Below are 25,316 nucleotides of genomic sequence, written 5' to 3' on the forward strand. Positions count from 1 at the left end.
TTTGTCAGACACGGCCTAGGGACCTGGTGGCAGGGTCAGGCCCCGGGCGCGTTGGGGGAGACGGGCTGGACGACGAGCGGGAGTTGGGCGACGAGCAGTCGGCCGTCCATGGTGACGCCGCCGTCCATGGCCACCGCCAGGCTGTCCGCGTAGACCATCGGGCCGCGGACGGCCTGGGCGCGCTCCTCGCCCTCGGCCGGCACGTACTCGCCGCCGACCTCGCCGAGCAGGTACGGGATGGGGCTGTGGCCGTGCACGACCTGGCTGCCTCCGTAGGCGCCGAGGAGTTCGCGGGCGGCCTTGGCGCCCTCGTCGCCGCGGAAGGCGAACCGCTTGGTGAACTTGCGGAACAGCTCCCAGCATTCGTCGGCGTCGCCGCGCTGCAGCACGCCGGTGACCGCGTCGTTCATCTCCTCGATGCTGCCGCCGTACTCCAGATACGCGGTGGTGTCGGAGTGCAGCAGCAGGTGACCGTCGGTCAGGTGGGCGGCGTCCAACCGGGAGATCCAGGTCAGATGCCGGTCCTCCAGCCGCTCCATGTCGGAGGGCTGGCCGCCGTTGAGCCGCCAGGCGGCCAGGAAGGAGGCCGTGCCGCCGGTGGAGTTGACGGGCGCGTCGCCGAAGCGGTGGGCGCCCAGCAGCAGCAGCTCGTGATTGCCCATCAGGGCCCGGCAGTAGCCGCCGGCCGCGGCGGCCTCGGCGGACAGCTGCATGACCAGTTCGATGACGCCGACGCCGTCGGGGCCGCGGTCGGTGAAGTCGCCGAGGAACCACAGCCGCGCGCTGCCCGCCGACCAGTGGCCCTCCTCGTCGACCAGTCCGGTCTGCCGCAGCTCGGCCAGCAACTCGGCCAGATAGCCGTGCACATCGCCGACCACGAAGAGCGGACCGGGCCGGTCACCGTTCTCGGCTGTCGCCGTGATCACCGGGAGATCCTGTTCGGTCGGCGTGTAGTCCGTCGACACCAGCGGAACCTCCGGCCTGGCGGGGTCGTAGACGGCCGCAAGCGGCGAGTAGCCGTCCGGCGCCCGCTCGAATTCCGGCGCCGCCCCGTAATCGGGCGCGGGTTCGAAGCCGGGCTCGTACCCGGATCCGGGGTCGTACCCCTGATCTGCCCCCTGAGTCATCGACCCCTCCACGATCGCGCCGCCATCCGCCCATCATAGGAATGACGCTGGCGCGTTGTGACATACCCAGGCACCTGGTTTTCAGAAGGTTCAGACAAACTACCCTTTAGTCCCCGTTCGCCGCCGCTTCGGGGCCTCCTGGCGGACGTCCGGCTCACCCCTCCCCGCGGGCGGGTCCGCGCGGGGGGCTGACGGTGGTGCGGTGCGCCCGGCGCTGCGACGACGCCCGGACGATCAACTCGGTCGGCATCACCTGTTGTACGGGATGGGCCGGGCCGTTGCCCTCGATGGCGTCGATGAGCAGCTGCACCACCGCGGTGCCGATCCGCCGCGGTTGGAGGGACAAGGTGGTGATCGGCGGGTCGGTGCCGGCGTAGCCGCCGCTCTCGCTGCAGCAGACCAGCAGCAGGTCGTCGGGGACCCGCAGGCCGTAGCGCCGGGCGGCGGCGAGCAGATCGGTGCCGTTGGGGTCGAACAGCCCGTAGACGGCGTCCGGTCGGTCCGGGCGCGCGAGTAACCGGTCGGCGGCGACCGCGCCCGCGCAGGGATCGTGGGCGGGATACGCCTCGTAGACCGGTTCCTGGCCGACGCGTTCGCACCACTCCAGATACGCGGTGGTGGACAGCCGGGTGTAGGTGTCCGTGCTGGTGCCGGTGAGCAGACCGATCCGGCGGGCACCGGCCGCGGCGAGGTGGTCGAGGATGCCGAGCACGGCCTCCTCGTGGTCGTTGTCGACCCAGGCGTGCACCGGCAGGCTGCCGGCCGGGCGGCCGTCGCTGACCACCGGCACGCCCTGCCGGACGAGTTCGGTGACCACCGGGTCCTGGTCGGAGGGGTCGATCACCACGGTGCCGTCCAGCGCCACGTTCCCCCACACGTCGTGCCGTGAGGAGGCGGGCAGGATGACCAGGGCGTAGCCGCGGGCGAGTGCCGCCGAGGTGGCGGCCCTGGCCATCTCCGCGAAGTAGGCGAACTCGGTGAAGGTGAACGGTTCTTCGCCGTAGGTCGTCACGGTCAGACCGATGAGGCCGGATTTGCCGGTGCGCAGTGTGCGGGCGGCCGCGGACGGCCGGTAGCCGAGCCGGTCGGCGACCTCCCGGACATGGCGACGGGTGGCGTCGGGCAGTCGGCCCTTGCCGTTGAGCGCGTCGGAGACAGTCGTGATCGAGACTCCGGCGGCAGCGGCGACGTCCCTGATCCCCGCCCGCTCCAGCCGGCGTCCGACGGGCCGGTTCGCCTGGTGTTTCCCTGCAGCTGTCATGGCGTGCCGATAGTAGGGCGGTGCTGGTCCATCCGGCTTCCGCCAGCGCAACCCCCAAGAAGAACGGTTTCTGCAAGATCGAAAGCCGTATGCAAAGTGGAATATGCAGGCGGCAGTGGCCCAGGTCCGGGCGATGCGGTCCCGGGCGCCGGGATCACCCGGCCATTGGTCCGCGACGGCTGGTCCCGGCAACTCACTCCTACGGGGGATGCGCGCCACCGCGCACGCCACCCGGGCACGTTTTCCGGTCCGTCGGCGCACCCGGCGCGGGTCGCCGGCCGCGCACCCCCTTTCCCGTGACCCGGCGCACCCCTCCCCAGCCGGTCCCGCCGCTCGTAGGGTGTGGTCATGAGCACCCCCAAGCTGCGCGCGGAACTCGACGGCATCCCGACGTACAAGCCGGGCCGGCCCCCGACGGCGACCGAGGGCCTACCTGCCTTCAAGCTGTCCTCCAACGAGAACCCGTATCCCCCGCTGCCGGGTGTCATGGAGGCCGTCACCGCCGCCATGAGCGCCGTCAACCGCTACCCGGATCTGGCCTGCTCGCTGCTGACGGGGGAACTGGCGACGCGCTTCGACGTGCCCGCCGAGCACGTGGCGACCGGCACCGGCTCGGTCGGTGTGGCGCAGCAACTGGTACAGGCGACCTCGGGGCCGGGCGACGAGGTGGTCTATGCCTGGCGCTCCTTCGAGGCATATCCGATCATCACGCGGATCAGCGGCGCCCGGGCGGTGCAGGTGCCGCTGGACGCCGCCGAGACGCACGACCTGGACGCGATGGCGGACGCGGTCGGCGAGCGGACCCGGCTGGTGTTCGTCTGCAATCCCAACAACCCGACCGGGACGGTGGTCCGGCGGGCGGCGCTGGAACGTTTCCTGGACCGGGTGCCGGCCGATGTGCTGGTGGTGCTGGACGAGGCGTACCGGGAGTTCAACACCGATCCCGAGGTGCCCGACGGCATCGACCTGTACCGGGACCGTCCCAATGTCGCGGTGCTGCGCACCTTCTCCAAGGCCTACGGCCTGGCCGGGCTGCGGGTCGGCTTCGCGATCGCCCACGAGCCGGTGGCCGCGGCGCTGCGCAAGACGGCGGTCCCCTTCGGTGTGAGCCAGGTCGGCCAGGACGCGGCGGTGGCCAGCCTGCGCGCCGAACCGGCGCTGCTGGAGCGGGTCGCGGGCCTGGTCGCCGAACGCTCCCGGGTGGTCGAGCATCTGGCCGCGCAGGGCTGGACGGTGCCCGAGACCCAGGCCAACTTCGTCTGGCTGCGGCTGGGGGAGCGCACCGTGGACTTCGCCGAGGCGTGCGAGCGGGCCGGTGCCACGGTCCGGCCGTTCGCCGGCGAAGGAGTCCGGATCACCATCGGCGAGACCGAGGCGAACGATCTGCTGCTGCGGGCGGCGGAGAAGTTCCGCAAGGAGCTGTAGCCGGGAAGCGCCGCCCGGCTTCCTCGCGGGCCGCGGCGGGAAGCCGCAGTGGGAAACCGCAGTGGGGGCCGCAGCCGGAAAACGCCGACGAAACCTCCCCTGATCTGCCCTTTCGCCCCCTGACCACCCCCCGGTGGCAGGGGGCGAACTGCTGTGCGTGATACTGCTTGTGAATGAGTTCACGTTCACAAGCGGAGCTCGTATCACCGGAAAGGAGACGTATCGTGCAGCTCGCTCTCGGGCCTCTGGACGTCGCCAGGTGGCAGTTCGGTGTCACCACCGTCTACCACTTCCTCTTCATACCCCTGACGATCTCGCTGTCCGCGCTGACCGCGGGGATGCAGACCGCGTGGGTGCGCACCGGCAAGGACACCTACCTCAGAGCCACCAAATTCTGGGGCAAGCTCTTCCTGATCAACATCGCCATGGGCGTGGTGACGGGCATCGTCCAGGAGTTCCAGTTCGGTATGAACTGGTCGGACTACTCGCGCTTCGTCGGCGACATCTTCGGCGCCCCGCTCGCCTTCGAGGCGCTGATCGCCTTCTTCTTCGAGTCGACCTTCATCGGTCTGTGGATCTTCGGCTGGGACAAGCTGCCCCGCCGCATCCACCTCGCCTGCATCTGGATGGTCTCGCTGGGCACCATCTTGTCCGCGTACTTCATCCTGGCCGCCAACTCCTGGATGCAGCACCCGGTGGGCTACCGCTACAACCCCGTCACCAAGCGGGCCGAACTCACCGACTTCTGGGCGGTGCTCACCCAGAACACCGCGCTCGCCCAGTTCTTCCACACCATGTCCGCCTCCTTCCTGACCGGCGCGGCCTTCATGATCGGCGTCGCCGCCTACCACCTGGCGCGCAAGCAGCACATCACGGTGATGCGGTCCTCGCTGCGGCTGGCGCTGGTGGTCGCGGTGCTGGCCGGCGCGCTCACCGCGATCAGCGGCGACACCCTGGGCAAGGTCATGTTCAAGCAGCAGCCGATGAAGATGGCCGCGGCCGAGGCGCTGTGGGACGGCCAGAAGGGCGCGCCCTTCTCGATCTTCGCGGTCGGCAACGTCAACAAGGGCCACAACGAGGTCGCGATCGACCTCCCGAACCTGCTCTCCTTCCTGGCCGACGACTCCTTCACCAGCTATGTGCCGGGCATCAACGATGTGAACAAGGCCGAGCAGGCCACCTACGGCCCCGGCGACTACCGGCCGAACATCCCCGTCGCCTACTGGGGCTTCCGCTGGATGATCGGCTTCGGAGTGGTGTCCATCGGGGTCGGCGCGGCCGGGCTGTGGCTCACCCGGCGCAGATTCTGGGTCGCGCCCGAGCACCGGACGGACGACGACGAGGTGCCGCATCTGATGCTCACCCGGAGCGTCCGGATCAGCGACGGACTGGCCCGCTGGTACTGGCGGATCGCCCTGTGGACCATGGTCTTCCCGCTGCTCGCCAACTCCTGGGGCTGGATCTTCACCGAGACCGGCCGCCAGCCGTGGGTGGTCTACGGCCTGCTGCGCACCAGCGACGCGGTCTCCCCCGGGGTCTCGACCGGCGACGTCATCACCTCGCTGACCGTCTTCACCCTGCTCTACGGCGTACTGGCCGTGGTCGAGGTGCGGCTGCTGGCGAAGTACGCGAAGGCCGGCCCGCCCGAACTCACCGACGACGACCGCCGGTCCCCCACCAGGATCGGCGGCGACCGGGACGACGACGCGGACGCCGACCGGCCGATGGCCTTTTCCTACTGAGGTCCTGAGGAGCGCGAGATGCATCTGCACGACGTCTGGTTCGTCCTGATAGCCGTCCTGTGGACGGGCTACTTCTTCCTCGAAGGGTTCGACTTCGGGATCGGCGTGCTGACCCGACTGCTGGCCCGCGACCGCACCGAGCGGCGCGTGCTGATCAACACCATCGGCCCGGTCTGGGACGGCAACGAGGTGTGGCTGCTCAGCGCGGGCGGCGCCACCTTCGCCGCCTTCCCCGACTGGTACGCCACCCTCTTCTCCGGCTTCTATCTGCCCCTGCTGGTCATCCTGGTGTGTCTGATCGTCCGCGGGGTCGCCTTCGAGTACCGCGCCAAGCGGCCCGACGAACGCTGGCAGCGCAACTGGGAGCACGCGATCTTCTGGACCTCGCTGCTGCCCGCCGCGTTGTGGGGCGTGGCCTTCGCCAACATCGTGCGCGGGGTGAAGATCGACGCGAACAAGGAGTACGTCGGCGGACTCTTCGATCTGCTGAACGGCTACGCCCTGCTCGGGGGAGCCGTCACCTTGACGCTGTTCACCTTCCACGGCGCGGTGTTCGCCTCGCTGAAGACGCTCGGGCCGATCAGGGAACGGGCCAGGACGACGGCCACCCGGACGGGCCTGGCGGCGTTCACCCTCGCGACGGTGTTCCTGATCTGGACGCAGCTCCATACCGGCAACGGCCGCAGCCTGGTGGCGCTGATTGTGGCGCTCGCCGCCCTGGCCGCCGCGCTCGGGGCGAATCTCGCCGGCCGCGAGGGCTGGTCGTTCGCCTGCTCCGGGGTGACGATCGCGGCCGTCATGGCGATGTTCTTCCTCACCCTCTTCCCCGACGTCATGCCCTCCTCGCTCGACCCGGCCTGGAGCCTGACCGTCGGCAACGCGTCCGCGACGCCGTACACGCTGCGGATCATGACGTGGTGCGCGGGCATCGCCGCGCCACTGGTGATGCTCTACCAGGGCTGGACGTACTGGGTGTTCCGCAAGCGGATCGGCACCCAGCACATAGCGGAAGCGGCGCACTGATGCCCGCGGCGCGGCCGGCGATGTTCCACGTGGAACATCTTCCGGGCGAAGCGATCGAAGGGGGATGTTCCACGTGAAACCTGTCGATCCGCGACTGCTGCGGTACGCCCGCACCAGCCGTGTCTTCCTCGCCGGGTCGGTACTGCTGGGGCTGGTCGGCGCGGTCCTGATCGTCGCCCAAGCCGTCCTCATCGCCGATGTCGTGGTGGGCGGCTTCCAGCACGGCGACGGAGCCGGTGCGCTGCGGAGCGACCTGCTGGGGCTGGCCGGCGTGGCGGCGGGGCGGGCGTTGGTCGCCTGGCTCACCGAACTGTGCGCCCACCGGGCCGGGGCCGCGGTGAAGTCGCAGCTCAGGCTGCGGCTGCTGGAGCACGCCGGCGCGCTCGGCCCCGGCTGGCTGACCGGGCAGCGCAGCGGCGAGCTGACCACGCTCGCCACGCGCGGGGTGGACGCGCTGGACGACTACTTCGCCCGTTACCTGCCGCAGTTGGGGCTCGCGGTGGTGGTGCCGGTGGTGGTGCTGGCCAGAATCGTCACCGCGGACTGGGTGTCGGCGGCGATCATCGTGGTGACGCTGCCGCTGATCCCGCTGTTCATGGTGCTGGTCGGCTGGGCCACCCGGGAGCGGATGGACCGGCAGTGGGCGCTGCTCGGCCGGCTGTCCGGACACTTCCTCGACGTCGTCGCCGGGCTGCCCACCCTCAAGGTCTTCGGGCGGGCGAAGGCGCAGGCGGACCGGATCCGGGAGATCACCGGGGACTACCGCCGGGCGACGCTGCGCACCTTGCGTATCGCGTTCCTGTCGTCCTTCGTGCTGGAACTGCTGGCGACCATCGCGGTGGCCCTGGTGGCGGTCGGCATCGGCATGCGGCTGGTGCACGGCGAACTCGATCTGCGGACCGGGTTGCTGGTGCTGATCCTCGCGCCGGAAGCTTATCTGCCACTACGGCAGGTGGGGGCCCAGTACCACGCTGCCGCAGAGGGACTGGCCGCCGCCGAGCAGGTCTTCGAGGTGCTGGAGACCGCGCCGCGATCGGCGGCCGGCGGTCGGCCCGCGCCCGATCTGCGGACGGCCACCATCCAGGTCGAAGACCTCACGGTGCGGCAGGACGGTCTGCTGGCCGCGACCACCTTCACGCTGGCCGCCGGAGAGACGCTCGCCGTCACCGGACCCAGCGGCATCGGAAAGTCCACCCTGCTCAGCGCACTGCTCGGCTTCGCACCGCCTGCCGCCGGACGGATCCTGGTCGACGGCACCGACCTGGCCGACCTCGACCCGGCGTCCTGGCACCGCCAGATCGCCTGGGTGCCGCAGCGCCCGCACCTGTTCGCCGGCACGATCGCGGACAATGTGCGGCTGTCCAGGCCCGGAGCGACCGACGCCGAGGTCGGGGCCGCGCTCGCCGCCGCCGGAGCCGCGGCCTTCGCCGCCGCCGGGGACCGGATCGGGGAGGACGGCAGTGGGCTGTCCGCGGGCCAGCGGCAACGCCTGGCGCTGGCCCGCGCGTTCCTGGCCGACCGCCCCCTGCTGCTGCTCGACGAGCCGACCGCCCACCTCGACGGCGTGACGGAGGCGGAGGTCATCGCGGCGCTGAGCAGGCTCGCCGCCAGCCGCACGGTCGTGGTGACGGCCCACCGCCCGGCCCTCCTGCCGCTGGCCGACCGGGTACTCCCGCTGTCCTCGCCGACTCCTTCCGCCGTGCCCGTCACTCCTGCGGCGGCGGCCTTCCCGGCCCAGCGCGTCCCGGCGGCCGCGCCCCCGGAACCGGACATCTCGGCGGATGCTTCGGACAGTGCGGTCGCTTCGGTCGCTTCGGTCGCGTCGAACGCTGTGAACGACGCGGACGAGGGAGCCCCGACGGCTTCCCCTCCCGGCCGGCGCGGCCGCCCGACCGCGGGCCGGGTGGCCGGGCTGATCCGGGGCGCCGGGTTCTGGCGGCGGTTCGCCGGGGCGGCGGCACTCGGAGTGCTGGCCCTGGGCTGCGCGGTGGGCCTGATGGGCACGTCCGGGTGGCTGATCAGCCGCGCCTCGCAGCATCCGCCCGTGCTGTATCTGATGGTGGCGGTGACCGCCACCCGGACCTTCGGGATCGGGCGGGCCGTCTTCCGCTACGGGGAGCGGCTGGTGGGGCACGACGCCGTGCTGCGGGCGCTGGCCGAGGTGCGGGTCGCGGTCTTCCGCCGACTGGAGCGGCTGGCGCCCGCCGGGCTGCGCGAAGTACGGCGCGGTGACCTGCTGTCGCGGCTGGTCGCCGACGTGGACGGGGTGCAGGACTACTTCCTGCGCTGGCTGCTGCCGGCCGTGATCGCCGGCACGACAGCTGCCGCGGCGGCGGCCTTCACCGGGTGGCTGCTGCCGACCGCCGGGGTGATCCTGGCGGCCGGGCTGCTGGCCGCCGGCGCCGCCGTGCCCGCGCTGGCCGTCGCGGTGGCCCGCCGCACCGAGGGCCGGGTCGCCCCGGCCAGGGGCGAGTTGTCCGCCCAGGTGCTCGGGTTGTTCACCGGCACCGCGGAACTCACCGTGGCCGGCGCGCTCACCGGCCGCCGCCGTGCCGCCGAGCGCGCCGACCGCACGCTCACGGCGATCACGGCCCGCTCGGCCGCGACCACCGCACTGGGCGCCGGGCTGACCGCGCTGATCAGCGGCCTCACCGTGACGGCCTGCGCCTGGGCCGGGGTGCGCGCGGTGGCCGGGCACGACCTGCCCGGCGTGACCCTCGCCGTTGTCGTGCTGCTGCCGCTCGCCGCCTTCGAGGCCGTCAACGGCATGCCGCTCGCCGCCCAGCAGCGGCAGCGCAGTCGCCGGGCCGCCGAACGGGTCCGGGAAGTACTGGACACACCGCCGCCGGTCACCGAACCGGAAACGCCAACCGAGGCGCCCGCGGCACCGTATCCGCTGGTGATCCGCGGCTTGACGGCCCGTCACCCCGGACAGGACCGGCCCGCGCTGGCAGGGGTGGACCTGACGCTGACACCCGGCCGCCGGATCGCGGTGGTCGGCCCGTCCGGCGCGGGCAAGACCACCCTGGCGCAGGTCCTGCTGCGGTTCCTGGACGTGGAGGCCGGCTCGTACACGCTGGCCGGGCGGGACGCCGCGGCACTGGCCGGCGACGACGTACGGCGACTGGTGGGCCTGTGCGCCCAGGACGCCCATGTCTTCGACAGCACGGTTCGGGAGAATCTGCGGCTGGCCCGGCCCGCCGCAGACGACGACGAACTGCGCGCCGCACTGGCCGCCGCCCGGCTGGACATCGATCTGGACATCGCCGTCGGCGAGCACGGGGCCCGGCTGTCGGGCGGCATGCGGCAGCGGCTCGCCCTGGCTCGCGCGCTGCTGGCCCGCTTCCCGGTGCTGATCCTGGACGAGCCGGCCGAGCACCTCGACATCGCGACCGCCGACGCCCTGACCGCCGACCTGCTTGCCGCCACCCGGGGCCGTACCACCCTGATCGTCACCCACCGGCTCGCCGGCCTCGCGGACGGCGCCGTGGACGAGATCCTGGTGCTGGCGGCCGGACGGGTCGTCCAACGCGGGACCTATGACGAACTGGCCACGGCGGACGGGCCCTTCCGCCGCACGCTGGAGCGGGAGCGGGAAGCCGACGCGCATCCGGCCGTGGCGGGTGGCCGGACGGCGGGGCTGGCCGCGTGACGGCCCGCGTGACCGGCCGCCTGACCGCCCGCCTGACCGCCCGCGGCACGGGAGGTCGGGAAGCCTGACGGATCCGCGGCTGCTTGCGAGCAGTCTTCTTACGGGCAGTCTTCTTGCGAGCGGTCTTCTTACGGGCGGACCTCTTGCCGTCACGTTTCCTGACGGGCCGCGACGATGCGCTCGATGACGCGGGCCACGCCGTCGTCCTGGTTGCTGTCGGTGTGGAGAATGGTGGCGGCCAGCACTTGGGGGTGGGCGTTGGCGACCGCGTAGGCGGTGCCGGCCCAGTCCAGCATGGCCAGATCGTTCGGCATGTCCCCGAAGGCCACCACCTCGGCTGCGGTCACCCCGCGTTCGGCGCAGCACTTGGCGAGCGTGGTGGCCTTGCTGACCCCTGCCCCGCTGACTTCGAGCAGCGCGGACTCACTGGACCGGGTGATCTCGCCGTGCCGGCCCGCGACCGACAAAGCGGTGGCCAGGAAGTCGTCGGGATCGATCGCGGGATGCTTGGCCAGCAGTTTCAGCAGCGGCTGCGCGGGGTCCACGGCGAGCAACGCCTCCAGGGGCAGCCTCTCGACGGGCACCACCGAGCCGGGACCCTCCGGTTCGGCGGACCAGTACTCGGGGTCACGCCGGAAACTGCCGGTGCGCTCGACCGCGAAGGCCGTCCCCGGTACGGCCTCGCGCAGCGCGTACGCCACCGCCAGAGCGTCCTCCTCGGGAAGCGGGAACGCCTCGATGAGCCGGCCGGCCCGGACGTCGTACACCGCGGCGCCGTTGGCCAGGATCGCCATCCCGTGTCCGGCGAGGTGCGGCGCGACCACCCCCATCCAGCGCGCCGGGCGACCCGTGACGAAGAAGACCTCGATCCCGGCGTTCTCGGCGGCCTCCAGCGCGGCGACGGTACGGGCAGACACCGTCTTGTCGTCGCGCAGCAGCGTGCCGTCCAAGTCGGTCGCGATCAGCCGGGGCGCGGGATCGGCGAACGTCTTCTCGTACGGCTGGGGACGGGCGGGGGGCTTGTTTGCTGAGGTCACGACGTCATCCTCCCGCACTGCACCCATGCCCCGGACGAGGGTGCCGGGCGGTGGTGGGGGCGGGGCGTCGCGACGGGAGTGAGGAAACGTCGCCGGTGACGCCGGTGGAGCGGCCTGGGCGCGGCCGGTGCAAGGCAGTTGGGAGCGGGCGCGGGACGGTCACGCGCCGGCCACCGCGAGGACGCGGGGCGGGTCCTGCTCCTGGCGCTGCTGTCGTGCGTGGGCACGTACGGCGGCGCGGCACTGCCGCACTCGGGGCGCGGCCTGATCCGGGAAGCGGCCGGCGGTCCGCGCGTGTCCGTACGCGGGGCTGCGGCGACTGCCGGTGAAGGTCAGGGTGTTCGGCTGGGCTCTGCGTTGCGTTCTTCGGTGTCAGTGGTGGAGCGGGTCGATCGGTGGGCTTGCCGTGGCTGCCCTGCGATGCCCGACCGTTGGTGGTCGTCGTTGCCCGTGATCGGTCGTGGTACGCGTTGATCCGTGGTGGCTTGTGCTGATCCGCCGGGCCGGTCGTCGCGCCCTTTCGGCGTGGTGCCGGCCTGTGGCACTGGATCGGTCTGCCTGTTGATCGGTCCGTCTGGTGATCGGGTCCGTCTGTTGATCGGTCCGTCTGTTGGTCGGTCCGGCTGGTGACCGGTTCCGTCGTTGTCCGCCGGAGGCTCTGCCCAGCGGGGCAATCGGCCAGGTGCGGCCGGACGTCAGCGGTGAAAAGACGCCGTCAGCGGTTGGCGCCGGCGCCGACCGGGTTCACGCCCGCGGTCATCCCGGCTGTAGCACCCGAGGTCGCGTCCGCGCCCACACCCGCGCCGACACCCGTACCGGCACCTGAGGTCGCGTCCGCGCCGACACCCGAAGCCGTGCCCGGGTCGGCGGTCTTCCGCGCGGCGGCTTCGGCCAGCGCCACCACCGCACTGATGTCCTCCGCCAGGTCCCCGGTACGGACGCTGCGGGCGCTGGGCGACGAACCGTGGGCCTCGGCGCGGATCCGCTGCTTCATTGTGGGCGGCAGCGTACGGGTCCGTGCCTGGCGCGTCGGCTCGTACCCGCGTGGTGCCGGGATCCTGGGTACGGACTGCCCCCCGATCCGGACCGCGTCCGTACGACCCGCGACCTGGGCGGCGCCCTGGCCCTGAGCCTGCGCCGCACCCGGCGCGTCCACGCGGGCGGCGGCGGCCCGGGAGGCCGGGGTGGCGAACCCCAGCGCGGCGATGCACTTCAGCAGCACGCTGAGCAGCGCGCTCCAGAACGTCCTGACCTCTACTGCAGCAGCCATGATCTGACGACCTCTCGCTTTCCCATGATGCGGTGAACCGACAAGTCCGATCATGCGGAAGCCAGCACAGATTTCACGGCGCCGCACCTCGGATTCGCGGATATACACATCAACGCCACCCGTCTGTACCAATCGGGCTTTCCGGACCGACTGATCAGCTGAGGCAGGTGGTGGCGCGACTCGTCAGGCGAGCGCCGGCCGGCAGCGGGCGCAGTGCCCCCCGGTGCCCCGCAGTGCTCCCCAGGGCTCTCCGGTGGTTTCTCAGTGCTTCTCGGCGCTCTTGGCTCTCCCGGTGCTCCCGGCGTGCTTGCCGTCCTTGGCGCCCTTGCCGTTCTTGCTGCCCTTGGGGTGTTTGCCAGCCTTGGCGGCCTTCGGGTCCTGGGTGTAGAGGAGAACCTGCTCGGAGGGTTCGATCACCCAGGTCGCGTTGAGCCGGAAGCCGTCCGAGCGGATCTGGCTGAAGCCGTCGGTCCGCTCCGCGACCCACTTCAAGCGCCCCCAGAGCACCCAGACGCGCTTGTACCCCTTGAGCCGGGCGGCGAGTTGGGGCAGCGGATACTCCTCGCCGTAGAGGTCGCCGGCCTGGGCCGGCGTAGTTGCGAGCATCAGATCCCTGGTGTTGCGGAAGTCCGCCGGATATGCCAGCTCGGCGTACCGGCGGTCGGCGAGGAAGAAGAGCACCCCGTCACCGGGCCGGGAGTTGTCGCGGATCACCCGCGACATCCGCAACAGCGGATCCCCGTGGCCGTCGACGGTCCTGATCTGCGTCTGGTTGTGCCAGCTCAGCGTGCTGACGATCGCGATCGCGAGGGCGCCGGCGACCAGGCCCGGCGGGCCGTTGACCGCCCCGCCCAGCCGGCCCGCCAACAGGCCGAGCAGGCGGGCCGCCAGGCTCAGCAGCGCGTCGAGCCCGAGTGCGAACAGCCAGGCGGCACCGATGAGCGAGTAGAGGACGTACCGCAGCACGAAGGTCGGCGGGCCGATCAGCGAGTACGTGATCAGCAGGGCCGGCGGCAGCACGGTGAGGGGAAGCGCGAGGGCCGCGAGCTGGCGTTCCTCCCTCCGCAGGAAGGCGTACACGCAGCCGAGGAGGCTGAGCAGTCCGACCGGGACGATCAGGCGCCGGGTGCCGGTCATCGCTCGGGCCAGCCCCATCAGGGTGTGGCTGTTGGGCCGCGGAATCCAGGAGAGCACCGACGCCTCACCGTGGCTGCGCAAAGCCACGGGGAGGGCCCCCACCAGCACCGCGACGACCATCACCGCCCCTGCCCGCCGCAGCACGCGGTTGTCGACGGCTCGCTGGGTCCGCCACACCACCAGCGCCACGGCGAAGGCGACCAGACACAGCACGGACAGCAGATTCAGCGCGCCGGCCAGGGCCGCGGCGACGCCGAAGGCGACCCACTTCTGCCGTATCAGGAAATAGGCCGCCGCCACCACGCACAGAGACACCAGGGAGGTCGACCGGCCCTCCTGGAGGTAGCGGCTGACCTGGGGCAGGACTGCCCAGAACAATCCGGCGAACAGGCCCACCCGGGAATTGGCCAGCCGGGCGCCGACAGCGGCCAGCAGGGCGGCCGTCGCTGCCCCGGCCAGCACCGAGGGCAGCCGAAGGGCCAGCACGCTCGGGCCGAAGACCGCGAAGTCCAGGTGGATCAGCAGGTAGTAGACGCCGTGCACGGCATCCACCTGCGCGGTCATCTTCCACAGCTGCGCGAGGCTGCGCTGGGCTATGGAGTAACTCGCCGCCTCGTCCCGCCACATCCCCGGGGTCGTCAGCCGCCACAGCCCGAAGGCCAGCGCCACGAGACCGGGAAGCGAGGGCACCGTCCAGCGGAATATTCGATTCCCCGTTCTACCGGTGGAACCGACGGGGCTGGCGGTGTCGTCTCCCCGGTCGGAGACGCTCGAAACATGGGTTGTGGTCACGTGCCATTATGCACAGCCGACCATTAGCAAGCCGACACGGGGGGTGTATACGCGCTACCATCCGGCCGGCTTCCCGGGATCGCTGCCGGACCTGCGGAAACGAGCCGTGGCCGCATATGGCCGGCCTCCCTCGGGGCGGGGGGCGGGCTGTTTTACGCTGCCGTGGGGCGCCCTTGGCGGCGCATTTGCTAAAGGCGGATCTTGGGCCCGCGCGAGAGGGTCGGATTCCGGTTCCGGAATAGCTGTCCCGCCCCTGGAAAACCCGCTCGTCTTCGGTCCTATCCTATGGGCATCGCCGATGAAGGCAACCAAACGGAACGGGAGCCGGACCGGCCCGTCGCCTGTACCGCCCACTGCCCGCGCGGTGGATCCGGCCGGAATCGGCTCGGCTGCCTCGGTCACCTCGGTCACCCCGGTCACCCCGGTCACCTCGGCTGGTCCGGCGGACTCCTCGACGCCTTCCTGCGGCTGTACCCGAACGGTAGGCTCGCCATGGCTCCCGCCACGCCGCCGGACCGGAGGCCAGGACGTATCCGACCCAGCGAGGCGGCCTCGACATGATCCCGCCCGGAAAGGCGCCCTCCGCGTGATCGCCGTTGTCCTGCCGTTCCGGGTCCCGGAGATCTCCTCACTTGAAAGGATTCCCCAGCCGTGAGCGACGACCGATTGGCGATTCCTCTTGATCTGCTGGAGGACTTCGCGCAGCGATTGGGGTCGATCGTGCAGCGGCTCGACGATACGAAGGCCACGTTCAGCGGGTTCGAGGAAGACATGGGAGACGGGTCCGTGGTGGACGCGCTCGACCACTTCGAGAACAACTGGAAGGACGGCCGGGGAGATATCCACAAGCAGCTGAGCGGGCTGGAGAAGATGGCGAATACCGTGGTGCGGGAGATACGCAAGGTGGATGCCGACCTGGCACAGCAACTCGCCCAGTCCATGCAGCCTGCCGCTCAGCCTGGTCAGCCGGGTCAACCTGCTCAGCCCGATCGGCCCGGTGGGCGGACGCAGGCGCCGGCCGCCGGTGCCGACCGGGGCGCGCAGTGACCGCGGCACCGCCGCTGGGCGTCTCCGTCTCGGTGCCCGAATCGTGGTGGGAGTTCGACATCCGCCCCGAGGGGCGGGAGGCGACCGTGCGCCACCTGGTGGACGACCGGGTGCGCGCCGTCCCCGAGCTCGCCCCCTACCGCGGTGACCTGACGACCCTGCTGCGCCGCATGGCCCGGGACGCGTACGACTCCGGAGCGCTCTACCTCGGCTGCATGGCCGAGAATTTCGAGGGCGTTCCGCTCACCGCGACGATGACCGTGACCGTTCTGGGCGCCGCCGACGCGCAGGGGGTGGCACTGTCCACCGATCCGCAGGCCATCGCGGCCGGGCTGAAAACCATCACCCCGCGCCGCGAGGGCGACGCCTGGCGCAAGGTCACCACCGTCGAGATCGCCGACGTCGGCCTGTGCGCGCGCACCTACGGTGTCGAGGACGTGCGCGTCGAGCAGGCCGACGCCCGCACGGTCCGGATGGTCCTCACCCAGACCTACATCCCCATCCCGGGCCGTCCGGAGGAAATCGTCCTCATCTCCGGTGCCTCGCCCGTGCTGGACCTCGCCGACGCCTTCCACGACATCTTCGACGCGGTCACGTCCACTTTCCGCTTCGTCCCGGCGGGGCCGGGGCCGGGGCCGGTTCCTGGGCCGGGGTCGGGGTCGGGGTCGGGGTCGGGTCCGGTTCCAGGGGCCGGGCCGGAGCCGGAGGCGGGGCCGGCGTAGCGAAGGATGTCCGGCCGGTCAGAGCCGCAGGCCGGCCGTCCGGCGGGCCATACGCCGTCGCCGGGGCGGTTCGTCGAGCAGTGAGGGCCACAGATGGTCCGCCTGCCGGTACGTCAGGCCGCTCAACCAGCCGGTGCGCCGGGAGAATCCGGCGGCCGGATCCATGTGGTGGAGCATCATCAACGCCAGTGCCGCTCCGAGGTAGCAGCACAGGGTGTAGGCCACGTCGGGATTCTGACCGCACGGGAACGCGAAGTAGAGCAGGCCGACCGAAGCCGCCGCCAGCTTGGTCTGCACGGCCTGGCCGGCGACTCCGGCGGCGATGGGCAGCAGGCCCCACAGGAAGTACCACGGCTGCACGGCCGGGGACAGGATCACCACGGTCAGCAGCGCCATGCCGAGCGCGTACTCGGGCCCGAGCCGCGGTGTCCGCCAGAACCAGAACAGGACGCCCCCCAGGGCCGCCAGCAGACCCGCCGCGCGCACCGCCGAGACAACGGTGTGGGACGCGGCGAGCCCGAGATGACCGCTGAGCGCGCCCAGGACGACGCCGATGTCCGAGCTGATCGACAGTTCGCGACCGGATGCGACCGGCGTGCTCAGTGCCGACAGCCAGCCGTAGCCGTAGCCGAGCAGCGCCGTGGTCACGATCACGGTCGTCACCGAAGCCGCCGCCACCACCGCCGAGCGCCGGACCCATCCGGTGCGGCTGCCCGACCACCCGGGTATCAGGAAGATCAGCGCGAGCCCGACCGGCGCCTTCACCAGCATGCCCAGCGTGATGAGGACGGCGGCCCGGGCCAGCCGGCCCCGCCGGGCCAATACCAGGCCGCTGAGCATCAGCCCGAGCATGATCGCGTCGTTGTGGGCGCCGCTGACCAGGTGCACCAGCACCAGGGGATTGAGCGCGGCCAGCCACAACGCGCCGGCTTCATCGGCACCCGAGGCGACGGCCAGACGCCGCACCGACCAGACGATCAGCGCGAAGCCGATCAGCGCCACAACACGCATCCCCATGACCGCGGTGAGAACGTGATCGCCGGTCACCCGCGCCACATGCTCGGCCAGCCACACGAACACCGGCCCGTACGGCGCGGGGGTGTCGCGCCACAGCGGGTTCACCCCGGCCGCGAACGGCCCGCCCAGCAGCGAAGGACCGGCCGTGTACACGTCCCATCCCCGTGCGGCCATGGCGCCCTGGGCCGCGTAGCTGTAGACGTCCCGGCTGAACAGGGGGGCGCCCAGGGCCAGCGGCGTCACCCAGTACCAGAGGGTGACCATCATCTGGCGGGCGCCGCCGGCCGAGCCGGACCGTATCAGCCGCCCCAGCCGCCACCAGGAAACCGCCAGGACGATCAGGCCGGCGTAGCCGATCGTCGCGGCCGCGAAGGTTTTCGTGGGCTGCGCGTCGAACCAGAGGGCCTGGGGTTGGTAGACCGGCAGAACTCCCGCCCAGCAGCCGGCCAGGCTCAGTGCCGCGGAGCCGCCGGCACCCAGCCACCGGTACCGCAGTACGTCGCTCGACACGGCCTCGGACGCCTGAGCCCTGCGAGTCTCCGAAATATCACCCATCGGCGCTCTTCACTCGAACGGCGAGGTGTGTCCTCCACCGGGCCCGGCCCCAAAAGTGCCGCAACCTCAGCACTTCAGCCAGGTGCGTCTGGCGTCTCCAGAGCACACCGGTTCGAGATGTCACTCGGGCGAACGGCGGGCGTTGCTCCGGCCAATCGGAGGACAACTCCCTTATCCCGCAGGTGAGTCGGCGCCACGATCAGCGGGCGAGTGGCCCGCGGGGTCACGCCGGTCACGCCGGTCCCCCTAGCTCCCTGGCCCTCCGGCCCCCTGGCCCCCCGGCCGGTTCCGCCCTGACGCTGCGTCAGGGTGCGAGTGGGGGCCGCTCGGGGTCTTTCCCGATGGGCCGGGTCCGGCCGGCGGCCAGGATCAAGGGTATGGACAAGAAGATCACGAACGGACGCCGCGGTCATCGCAGTCGTCGCACTGCCGCCGCGGCCGCCGTCACAGCAGCCCTCGCTCTGGTGACCGCCGCGGCCCAGGCGCCGGCCTTCGCCCAGGGTGCCGCCGCCGACACCCCTCCTCCCGCAGGCGCGTTCTCGGCCGGTTTCGGAGACTGCCCGCGCGTACTCCCGGCCGGCGTCGACCGGGCTCAGTGGCGCTGCGAGGTGATGATCGCCGCCGGGAGCGTCCGGCTCGGCGGAATCGACCTTCCCGAGATCAAGCCGATCACCCTCGTACACGCCGAGGGCCCCCTGCCGGACGGCACGACCGGCCAGGTCTTCGGTTCCCTACGGGCCGAGGCGACGCCGGTGCCGGGCGGACTGTTCGGCAAGGGGACGCGGTCCGACCGCCTGCCGACTCCGAGGCTGTCCCTCCTGCCCGAGTACGGGGGATACGCCGACTTCCTGGGCACCGGCGAGGACAGGGGCGCGCTGGACATGAAATTCCGGCTGGTGTCGCCGGCTCTCGCACCGGCATGCACCATGGGCACGGACCAGCAGCCCGTGAGCCTCCACCTCAAGCCGGCGGGCCCGAGCACCTGGCTCTCGGAAGACCCGCCCCTCATCGAGTTCACCACGTACGACAACACCGTCTCGGCGCCCGCGGCCACCCACTGCGGCCCCCTCGGCCTCCTCCTCAACCGCCGCTTCGCCCTGCCCTCCGGCGCGGGCGACAACCTCGCATCCTTCACGGCCTACTACACCTTCAAGAGCTACGACCAACTCCCGGCGTCCTCAGAGCATTGACCGCCGCCGGCCCCAGGGGACGGATCGCGTGGCGGCGGCGTCAGCCGAGTTGGGCGGGAGCTTCGGTGGCGATCTGCTCGAAGACGGCGGGGTCGTGGCCGAAGATCGTGTCGGGTACCGGCCAGTGCAGCACGATCTCGTCGATGCCGGCCTCTGCGTGGCGGCCGGCGAAGTCCACGAAGGCGTCGACCGAGGTGAAGGGCTCGGCGTAGTCGGGGGTGAAGCCGGTGAGGAAGATCTTCGGCACACCGGCCGGGTCGCGGCCCTCGCCGGTGAGGGCTGCGGAGACGCGTTCGACCTGGCCGCGGATGGCGGCGAGGGACTGCTCCGGGGTGCCCTCCTCGAACACGCTCGGGTCCCCGGTGGTCACCCACGCCTGCCCGTACTTGGCGGCGAGCCGCATGCCGCGCGGGCCGGTGGCGGCCACGGCGAACGGCAGGCGGGGGCTCTGCACGCACCCGGGGATGTTGCGGGCCTCCACAGCGGAGTAGAAGGTGCCGTCGAAACTGCTGTCGCCCTGGGTGAGCAGGCGGTCGAGGAGCTCCACGAACTCGGCGAACCGGTCGGCGCGCTCCTTCGGCGACCAGGGCTGCTGCCCGAGCACCTCCGCGTCGAACCCGGTCCCGCCCGCCCCGATCCCCAGCGTCAACCGCCCGTCGCTGACGTCGTCCAGCGTCATCAGCTCCTTCGCGAACGGCACCGGATGCCGGAAATTAGGGGAGGTTACAAGGGTGCCCAACCGCATCGTCGAGGTCACCCCCGCCGCCGCGGTCAGCGTGGGAACTGCCCCGAACCACGGCCCGTCCCGGAACGGCACCCGCCACGAAAGATGGTCGTAGGTGTAGGCGGCATGGAACCCGAGCCCCTCGGCCCGCTGCCACACCTCCCGGCCCTGCTCGTGCCAGCGGTAGATCGGCAGGATCACAGTGCTCAGACGCATGCTCATGGAGCCGAGCGTACGTCGGCCCGGCAGGTCGCGGCCGGGACGAAGCGCCAGGTGGCAGCGTCCGCTTCGCAGAGGGGGCGAAGCCTGAGTGTGCGTCTGTCCGATGCGGCGGCGGCTTGACCTTGCGGCCGGCGGCAGTCCGCCGAAGCCGACAGTCCCGCACCAGGAATCCGGCGCGACCACCGGCATATCCATGGATGGCGCGGCCAACCCGCGATCGATGCCCGTCCGTCAAAGCTTCCTTACTAATCGCCGAAGGTACGCTCCTCGACCAATTCGCCGTCCTCCGACCATCGCCTTAAAGCGACGACGCCTCCCTGCCGGCCACCAAATTCCTTCTCCTCGGCAAGTCGGCCATTCCTGTGCCATGAACGCCAGACGCCCTTGGGAAGTCCCCGCTCGACGGTACCCTCGAATTCGATCTCCCCGTCCGGATACCAGCCACGGGTGGGACCGTCCTCCAGGCCGTCGCGATAAGTCGTCTCGGCGACGACGACTCTCGTGCGGGGATTCTCCTCATACGTTTCACCGGTGAACAGGCGACCTTGGTAGGTGACTGACTGGTCGAGTTCGGCATCCAGTTCGGGATCATCGACGTTGACGCGGGTCATGACGTGTCTCCAGGGATGAGTATGTCGTCACTGGGCGGCCATCCGGGGAAACGGCCCGCGACACTCGTGACGTCACCCAAGACTTGGTGGCAGTTGGCACAGAAAGGTGCCGGCATCCCGCCGCGAGTGTATACGAAGTGGGTGTTCATGGTGATCTCGGGCAAGGCTGAGGCCCCGTCCGCAAGACCGGCCGCCGCGCGGTCGTGCAAGGCCATGTTGGTCGCCTTGACCTCGGCGTGACGCAAAGGAAGGTCAGGATGAGGGTAGTCGAAGGTTGGATTTCCTTCGCGGTCCGGGAAAGGGCCGGCATCATGCAGCCGGTCCACGCGGTCCTGGATCGTGGGGTGGACCTCGCTGGGATCCAACACGTCTCCCTTGCGCCCATTGATGCCTTCGTACACGTGCCCCGTCCTTCGGTCCACTCCGATTCCGATGCAATCACCCAAGTCCTTCTTGCGGAAGACACCGCCTTCGGCAATCAAGTCCTTGTAGGATTGCACCCTCATGTCGGTGACATGTTTCAGGTAGGTGGAAACCGGCCTGCCGTCGATCTTCGTGATCAGGCCGTCCTTCCGAGTGATTCTTGACTCGTCCAGGACTTCGAGAAGTTTGGCTCCCGAGCCGGCAGGAGGCAGCGGCAGGGTTTTGAATTCCTTACCCGCGCGCCAGGCATCACGGAACAGAATGGTCAATTGCTTCAGGCCGGATCCGGCCGACCGAATCAACCCGGCCAGGTTCTTGAGCCCGGTGATCGCGCCTTTGACGCCTTCGGCGCCGATGCGGAGGAGGCCGCCGGCTTTGTAGAGTTCGGCGAGTTTGCCGAGGGAGGTCAGGCCCTTGGTCATGGGGATGCAGTCCAGGGCTGCGAACAGGACGTCCCATAAGGTGGCCTTGCCCTGGATGTACTTGCTGATCGTGTCGGCGAGGACGAGCAGGGCTGCGGCGACGACGAGCCAGGCCAGCGGCCCGCCGATGATCATCACGACGATGCCGAGGATGGCCACGATCCACTTGCAGACGGTGACGATGTCGTCCCAGTGGTCGGCGACCCAGTGGACCGCTTTCTCCCACCAGTGCCGATTCTTGATACCGGCGTCGGAGGCTTCGTGGAGCTTGGTGACGGTGCGGCGGGCGGCGTCCTCGCGCAGTCCGCGGGCTTGCTCGGCAAGGCGTTTGGCCGCGTCCAGTGCCGACTGCGCCGACGTCACCGCCTGCTGGGCGTGGGCCTGCTGGGCCTTGGCGGCGGCCAGGTCGCGGGTGGCCTGCCGGACCTGGTCCGAATCCGGCGGGGGAACCGTCTTCCCCGGATTCTTCGCCGGGTCGTAGGTGCCGGCGGTGGCAGCTGCGGTATGGACCCAGTTCTGCGCACCGTTCAGGCCGCCTTGTGCGGCGGTGAGTTGGGCGTGGGCGGTGCGGCCGTCCGCCAGCGCCCGGTCGGCCTGGGACTGGGCGTGCTCCAAGTCCGGCCAGTACGCCTCCAGGGCGTCGGCCGCCAACCGGTACGAGGTGTGCAGCTTGTCCAGGTTCTTCGGCGCCGACCCGAACTCGTCCCGGAACGCGTCCGCCGACAGCCCCGCCCACGACAGGATCGCGTCCTCCGACTGCATCCCCCGCACCAGCCGCAACGCCGACTCCACATCGTCGGCGAAGTCGTGCAACTGCAGCGACAACGCCTTCACCCGCGACGGATCACCCGGCGTCGGGTCGCGGTCCAAATCGAGTATGTGCCAGTCACCAGGCCGCCCCATCCGCCCCGCTCCCCCCGGAGTTCCCCAGTCACAACGCCTATGACGCATCGCTCAGCCTAGGCAGTTTCCCCTCAGCTCGACAGAGCACTCGTCCCGGCCGAAACCGCCGATGCGGAAGCAGGCGTCCGGCTCGGCCAGGACACCGCACGCCCACAGGTCAGCCCGCGATGCGTGAACGAGGCTTGACCGAGATGACGAGGGGTCCCAACCGCATGCGTTCCGTCACGCCGGCTGCGGCGGTCAGCGTCGGCACCGCCCCGCACCAGGTCCGGTCCCGGAACGGCACCCGCCACGACAGGTGGTCGTAGGTGTAGGCGGCATGGAACCCGAGCCCGGGTGCGTGCAGAGCCCCCGCCTGCCGTTCGCCGTGGCCGCCACCGGCCCGCGCGGCATGCGGCTCGCCGCGAAGTACGGGCAGGCGTGGGTGACCACCGGGGACCCGAGCGTGTTCGAGGAGGGCACCCCGGAGCAGTCCGTCGCCGCCATCCGCGGCCAGGTCGAACGCGTCTCCGCAGCCCTTGCCGGCGAGGGCCGCGACCCGGCCGATGTGCCGAAGATCTTCCTCACCGGCTTCACCCCCGACTACGCCGAGCCCTTCACCTCGCTCGACGCCTTCGTGGACTTCGCCGGCCGCCACGCAGAGGCCGGCATCGACGAGATCGTGCTGCACTGGCCGGTACCCGACACGATCTTCGGCCACGATCCCGCCGTCTTCGAGCAGATCGCCACCGAAGCTCCCGCCCAACTCAGCTGACCCGTCTCGCCGTTGTCACCGGCTCCGAAGCACGGCCCGACCCGTCCCCAAAGGTCCGCCACCACAGGTGGTCGTAGGCGTAAGCGGTGTGGAACCCCCTACCTCGGCTCCCGCACTCAACCAAGTGCGGGCTCCCGGCACTCGGAGCCGGCGGCCATCGTTCGGGGAACCGGACGACGGAACCCGCCCCCGCTCGCTACCGTGGCGAAGGTGAGCACAATGAGCACCGCCGAACTGGACGCGCTGATCGAGGAAGCGACGGTTGACACGTATGACGCAATCGAGGCGGTCAACGGTTTCCTGGCGGTCATCGACGAACACCTGGCGGTCCCGTTCTCCACGACCGTCCTGGGCGTCGAGGTGACGGTGGTCAGGGTCGATCTCACGAACGACTTCCGTCTAGTCGCTCGTTGCGTCCGGGAGGGGTACCAGCTGGACGTCGGCTTGCTGGAACTTCCCCTGCCGGTACCGCCTCCGGAAGGAGCGCATTGGGTCGAGGCGTACCGGCGCTGGTCCGGCTGCTGAGGAAGTGGACCAGGACGAAAGCCGCAGCGAATCGGAGTGCGACATGAACACCGTCCCAGATCTCGCACATGCCCTGCGGCGCAGCGCCGAACTGAAGGAAGAGCTCGTCGCGTTCGGGGAGAGCCGCGCCTTCGACCGATTTCTCACGCCCCTCCTGTCGGAGGCCGGCGGCCCTGACGGCATGGTGGACGAAGCGACCGCGATCAGCGTCATCGACCACTTCCTGCTGCAGTACCGCCTGCCGGACGGCAACACGGTCGCCGACCGCTTCGTCGCCCGGCGAACGGCCCTGACCGATGCCGACCGGGAGACGGTCCTGGCGTGGCGCGACCCGGTAGAGGGACTCTTCGAGGTGCGGGGCAAGGACGGCGGCTCCTTGCTCCTGCTCAACCTGCTGGACGACCTGGAGTACCGGACGTACTCCAACGCGGGGCGGTCGGTCTTCCGCGCGGTGACGAAGGGAAGCTTCCTCGGCGCCCGACTGGTCGCCCTGGCGGCGGTACCCGGCGCGTGGCTCGTTTCCGGTGTGATGTCCGCCTACCCTCGGTCCAGCGCGCGGGACATCGCCGGTGCGGCGCTCGAACTGGCCACCAGCCGACCCGAACTGGTCTTCCGCAACCCCGCGAAGGTCGAGCAGGGCTGGCAGCGGATGCGGGAGGACCGGGCCGCGTTCGCCGAGTTCTGCGGCAGCGACGAACTGGTTCTTCCACCTGCCGAGGCCGAGGACCTCATCAACGCCTACTACCGCCACCGGCAGGCGACCATCGTCACGGGACAGCCCAGCCCTCCCCGGGGCAAGCGTCGCCGTAGTCCGGACCTGCCCGCCTTCGAGCTGCCGCCGGAACTCGCGGACTCGGACACCATCGGCGTCATCTACGACGAGGTCGACGGGCTCAATTTCTACGCCGACTACGGGACGCTGCTGGACCTCTTCGCGAAGCCGACCCTCGCCGGCCACAAACGGCACCAGGACCTGCTCCGCACGTACCTCCGCGAGGAGTCGATCACGCCACTGCCGATCCGCCGGCTGGCCGCCGCACACCCAGAGACCGTCGACGCGGTGTTCCGGAGACTTCTGAGGAAGCCCGGCTTCACCTGGAGCGAGCACGGTGATGCGCTGCTGCGCCGCCGCAAGCCCTGGTACTACTTGAACGAGCCCCGCCCCGGGGTATCCGTGATCGGCGACCGGCTCAGTGAGCTGCTCCGCGTCGCGCCAGGTGAGCGCGTGCGCCAGAGCGTTGATGGACACCAGCGCACATAGGGCGCCCCCTTGTGCCCGTCCTACCAAGTCAGCCCGTGACGCATGAACGAGGCTTGACCGACGTCACCAGCGTCCCGAGCCGCATCCGCTCCGTGACCCCCGCGGCAGCCGTCAGCGTCGGCACCGCCTCGAACCAGGTCCGGTCCCGGAATGGCACCCGCCACGACAGGTGGTCGTAGGTGTAGGCGGCGTGCAGCCTCAACTGCTCGGCCCGCTGCCACACCTCCCGCCTCTGCTCGGGCCAGCCCTAGATCGACCGCTTCCCCCACCGTCCGGCTCGTGCCCAGACTGGTCTCAGTCAAGGGGCGTTCACGCATCACGGGCTGACCTGCGGGAATGACGGTCAGAGGCTGATGAGCCTGACGTGCTGGCCGACCGAACGGATCAGGATCGGGACCCTGGTGACGTCGATCAAGCCAGGTCCGTGCATCACGAGCTGACCTGCGGGAATGTGCCGCGCGCACCTTCGCCGCG

Annotated in this window: 17 protein-coding genes and 4 pseudogenes; 10 read left to right on the top strand and 11 right to left on the bottom strand. The window is 70.7% G+C overall.

The annotated features are described in order from the left end of the window. Nucleotides 1-35: 35 nt before the first annotated feature. Both GA0115240_RS33305 and GA0115240_RS33310 read right to left on the bottom strand, forming a co-directional pair. Nucleotides 36-1,127: a metallophosphoesterase gene (locus GA0115240_RS33305; protein ID WP_093742603.1), complete on the bottom strand. Its 1,092-nt coding sequence runs from the start codon at nt 1,125-1,127 to the stop codon at nt 36-38. 154 nt (nt 1,128-1,281) lie between these two features. After that, on the bottom strand, nt 1,282-2,388 hold the full coding sequence (locus tag GA0115240_RS33310; RefSeq protein WP_093742604.1) for a LacI family DNA-binding transcriptional regulator: 1,107 nt from the start codon (nt 2,386-2,388) through the stop codon (nt 1,282-1,284). 348 nt (nt 2,389-2,736) lie between these two features. Between GA0115240_RS33310 and hisC the strand changes: the two genes are divergently transcribed. The 4 genes from hisC (at nt 2,737) to cydD (ending at nt 10,230) form a co-directional block, all read left to right on the top strand. After that, nucleotides 2,737-3,813 carry a histidinol-phosphate transaminase gene (hisC, locus tag GA0115240_RS33315; protein ID WP_176725243.1) on the top strand — a complete coding sequence of 359 codons (1,077 nt, stop codon included), beginning with the start codon at nt 2,737-2,739 and terminating at the stop codon, nt 3,811-3,813. A gap of 224 nt (nt 3,814-4,037) precedes the next feature. Next, a complete protein-coding gene (locus tag GA0115240_RS33320) occupies nt 4,038-5,555 on the top strand; it encodes a cytochrome ubiquinol oxidase subunit I (protein WP_093742608.1) in 1,518 nt (505 codons plus the stop codon). A gap of 18 nt (nt 5,556-5,573) precedes the next feature. Continuing rightward, nucleotides 5,574-6,578: a cytochrome d ubiquinol oxidase subunit II gene (gene cydB, locus GA0115240_RS33325; RefSeq protein WP_093742610.1), complete on the top strand. Its 1,005-nt coding sequence runs from the start codon at nt 5,574-5,576 to the stop codon at nt 6,576-6,578. A gap of 73 nt (nt 6,579-6,651) precedes the next feature. Then, nucleotides 6,652-10,230, top strand: a complete 3,579-nt coding sequence (gene cydD / locus GA0115240_RS33330) for a thiol reductant ABC exporter subunit CydD (protein ID WP_093742656.1) — start codon at nt 6,652-6,654, stop codon at nt 10,228-10,230. Between the two features lie 149 nt (nt 10,231-10,379). On the opposite strand, the gene GA0115240_RS33335 is transcribed toward cydD, so the two are convergent. The 3 genes from GA0115240_RS33335 to GA0115240_RS33345 form a co-directional block, all read right to left on the bottom strand. Further along, nucleotides 10,380-11,267 carry an HAD family hydrolase gene (locus GA0115240_RS33335; RefSeq protein WP_256070165.1) on the bottom strand — a complete coding sequence of 296 codons (888 nt, stop codon included), beginning with the start codon at nt 11,265-11,267 and terminating at the stop codon, nt 10,380-10,382. A 715-nt stretch (nt 11,268-11,982) separates the two neighbouring features. Further along, the gene (locus GA0115240_RS33340) at nt 11,983-12,537 is read right to left on the bottom strand and encodes a DUF6344 domain-containing protein (RefSeq protein WP_141709058.1); all 555 of its coding nucleotides are present in this window, start codon (nt 12,535-12,537) and stop codon (nt 11,983-11,985) included. A gap of 261 nt (nt 12,538-12,798) precedes the next feature. Further along, entirely contained in the window at nt 12,799-14,364 is a 1,566-nt protein-coding gene (locus GA0115240_RS33345) for a glycosyltransferase family 39 protein (protein WP_141709059.1), read from the bottom strand. Nucleotides 14,365-15,117: 753 nt separating this feature from the next. Here GA0115240_RS33345 and GA0115240_RS33350 point away from each other — a divergent pair. Together GA0115240_RS33350 and GA0115240_RS33355 are read left to right on the top strand one after the other, a co-directional pair. Continuing rightward, on the top strand, nt 15,118-15,513 hold the full coding sequence (locus GA0115240_RS33350; RefSeq protein WP_176725244.1) for a hypothetical protein: 396 nt from the start codon (nt 15,118-15,120) through the stop codon (nt 15,511-15,513). 14 nt (nt 15,514-15,527) lie between these two features. Next, a pseudogene (locus GA0115240_RS33355) lies at nt 15,528-16,127 on the top strand (hypothetical protein); the annotation flags it as partial. A 126-nt stretch (nt 16,128-16,253) separates the two neighbouring features. Here GA0115240_RS33355 and mptB read toward each other — a convergent pair. Continuing rightward, nucleotides 16,254-17,807, bottom strand: coding sequence for a polyprenol phosphomannose-dependent alpha 1,6 mannosyltransferase MptB (mptB, locus tag GA0115240_RS33360; RefSeq protein ID WP_107407258.1), 1,554 nt, complete (start codon nt 17,805-17,807; stop codon nt 16,254-16,256). Nucleotides 17,808-18,184: 377 nt separating this feature from the next. Between mptB and GA0115240_RS33365 the strand changes: the two genes are divergently transcribed. Beyond that, complete coding sequence (locus GA0115240_RS33365) at nt 18,185-18,997, top strand: hypothetical protein (RefSeq protein ID WP_176725245.1); 813 nt, start codon at nt 18,185-18,187, stop codon at nt 18,995-18,997. A gap of 40 nt (nt 18,998-19,037) precedes the next feature. Here GA0115240_RS33365 and GA0115240_RS33370 read toward each other — a convergent pair whose 3' ends face one another. The 4 genes and pseudogenes from GA0115240_RS33370 to GA0115240_RS35955 all read right to left on the bottom strand — a co-directional run. Then, the gene (locus GA0115240_RS33370; RefSeq protein WP_093742618.1) at nt 19,038-19,943 is read right to left on the bottom strand and encodes an LLM class flavin-dependent oxidoreductase; all 906 of its coding nucleotides are present in this window, start codon (nt 19,941-19,943) and stop codon (nt 19,038-19,040) included. A gap of 245 nt (nt 19,944-20,188) precedes the next feature. Further along, nucleotides 20,189-20,554, bottom strand: a complete 366-nt coding sequence (locus GA0115240_RS33375; protein ID WP_093742620.1) for a toxin-antitoxin system YwqK family antitoxin — start codon at nt 20,552-20,554, stop codon at nt 20,189-20,191. Then, on the bottom strand, nt 20,551-22,269 hold the full coding sequence (locus GA0115240_RS33380; protein ID WP_093742622.1) for a putative T7SS-secreted protein: 1,719 nt from the start codon (nt 22,267-22,269) through the stop codon (nt 20,551-20,553). Before GA0115240_RS33380 ends, GA0115240_RS33375 begins: the two co-directional genes overlap by 4 nt. Nucleotides 22,270-22,489: 220 nt before the next feature. Then, nucleotides 22,490-22,648, bottom strand: a pseudogene (locus GA0115240_RS35955) (LLM class flavin-dependent oxidoreductase); the annotation flags it as partial. Here GA0115240_RS35955 and GA0115240_RS33385 point away from each other — a divergent pair. From GA0115240_RS33385 to GA0115240_RS33395, 3 genes and pseudogenes are all read left to right on the top strand, one after another. Continuing rightward, a pseudogene (locus GA0115240_RS33385) lies at nt 22,634-23,056 on the top strand (LLM class flavin-dependent oxidoreductase); the annotation flags it as partial. The pseudogenes GA0115240_RS35955 and GA0115240_RS33385 sit on opposite strands and share 15 nt — an antisense overlap. A gap of 219 nt (nt 23,057-23,275) precedes the next feature. Beyond that, nucleotides 23,276-23,581: a hypothetical protein gene (locus tag GA0115240_RS33390; RefSeq protein WP_093742623.1), complete on the top strand. Its 306-nt coding sequence runs from the start codon at nt 23,276-23,278 to the stop codon at nt 23,579-23,581. Nucleotides 23,582-23,624: 43 nt separating this feature from the next. Further along, complete coding sequence (locus GA0115240_RS33395) at nt 23,625-24,842, top strand: hypothetical protein (RefSeq protein WP_237555419.1); 1,218 nt, start codon at nt 23,625-23,627, stop codon at nt 24,840-24,842. 34 nt (nt 24,843-24,876) lie between these two features. Here the strand turns inward: GA0115240_RS33395 and GA0115240_RS33400 are convergent. After that, a pseudogene (locus GA0115240_RS33400) lies at nt 24,877-25,065 on the bottom strand (LLM class flavin-dependent oxidoreductase); the annotation flags it as partial. Nucleotides 25,066-25,316 lie beyond the last annotated feature (251 nt).

Origin of the sequence: Streptomyces sp. DvalAA-14, from assembly GCF_900091855.1 — a bacterium.
Classification (GTDB): domain Bacteria; phylum Actinomycetota; class Actinomycetes; order Streptomycetales; family Streptomycetaceae; genus Actinacidiphila.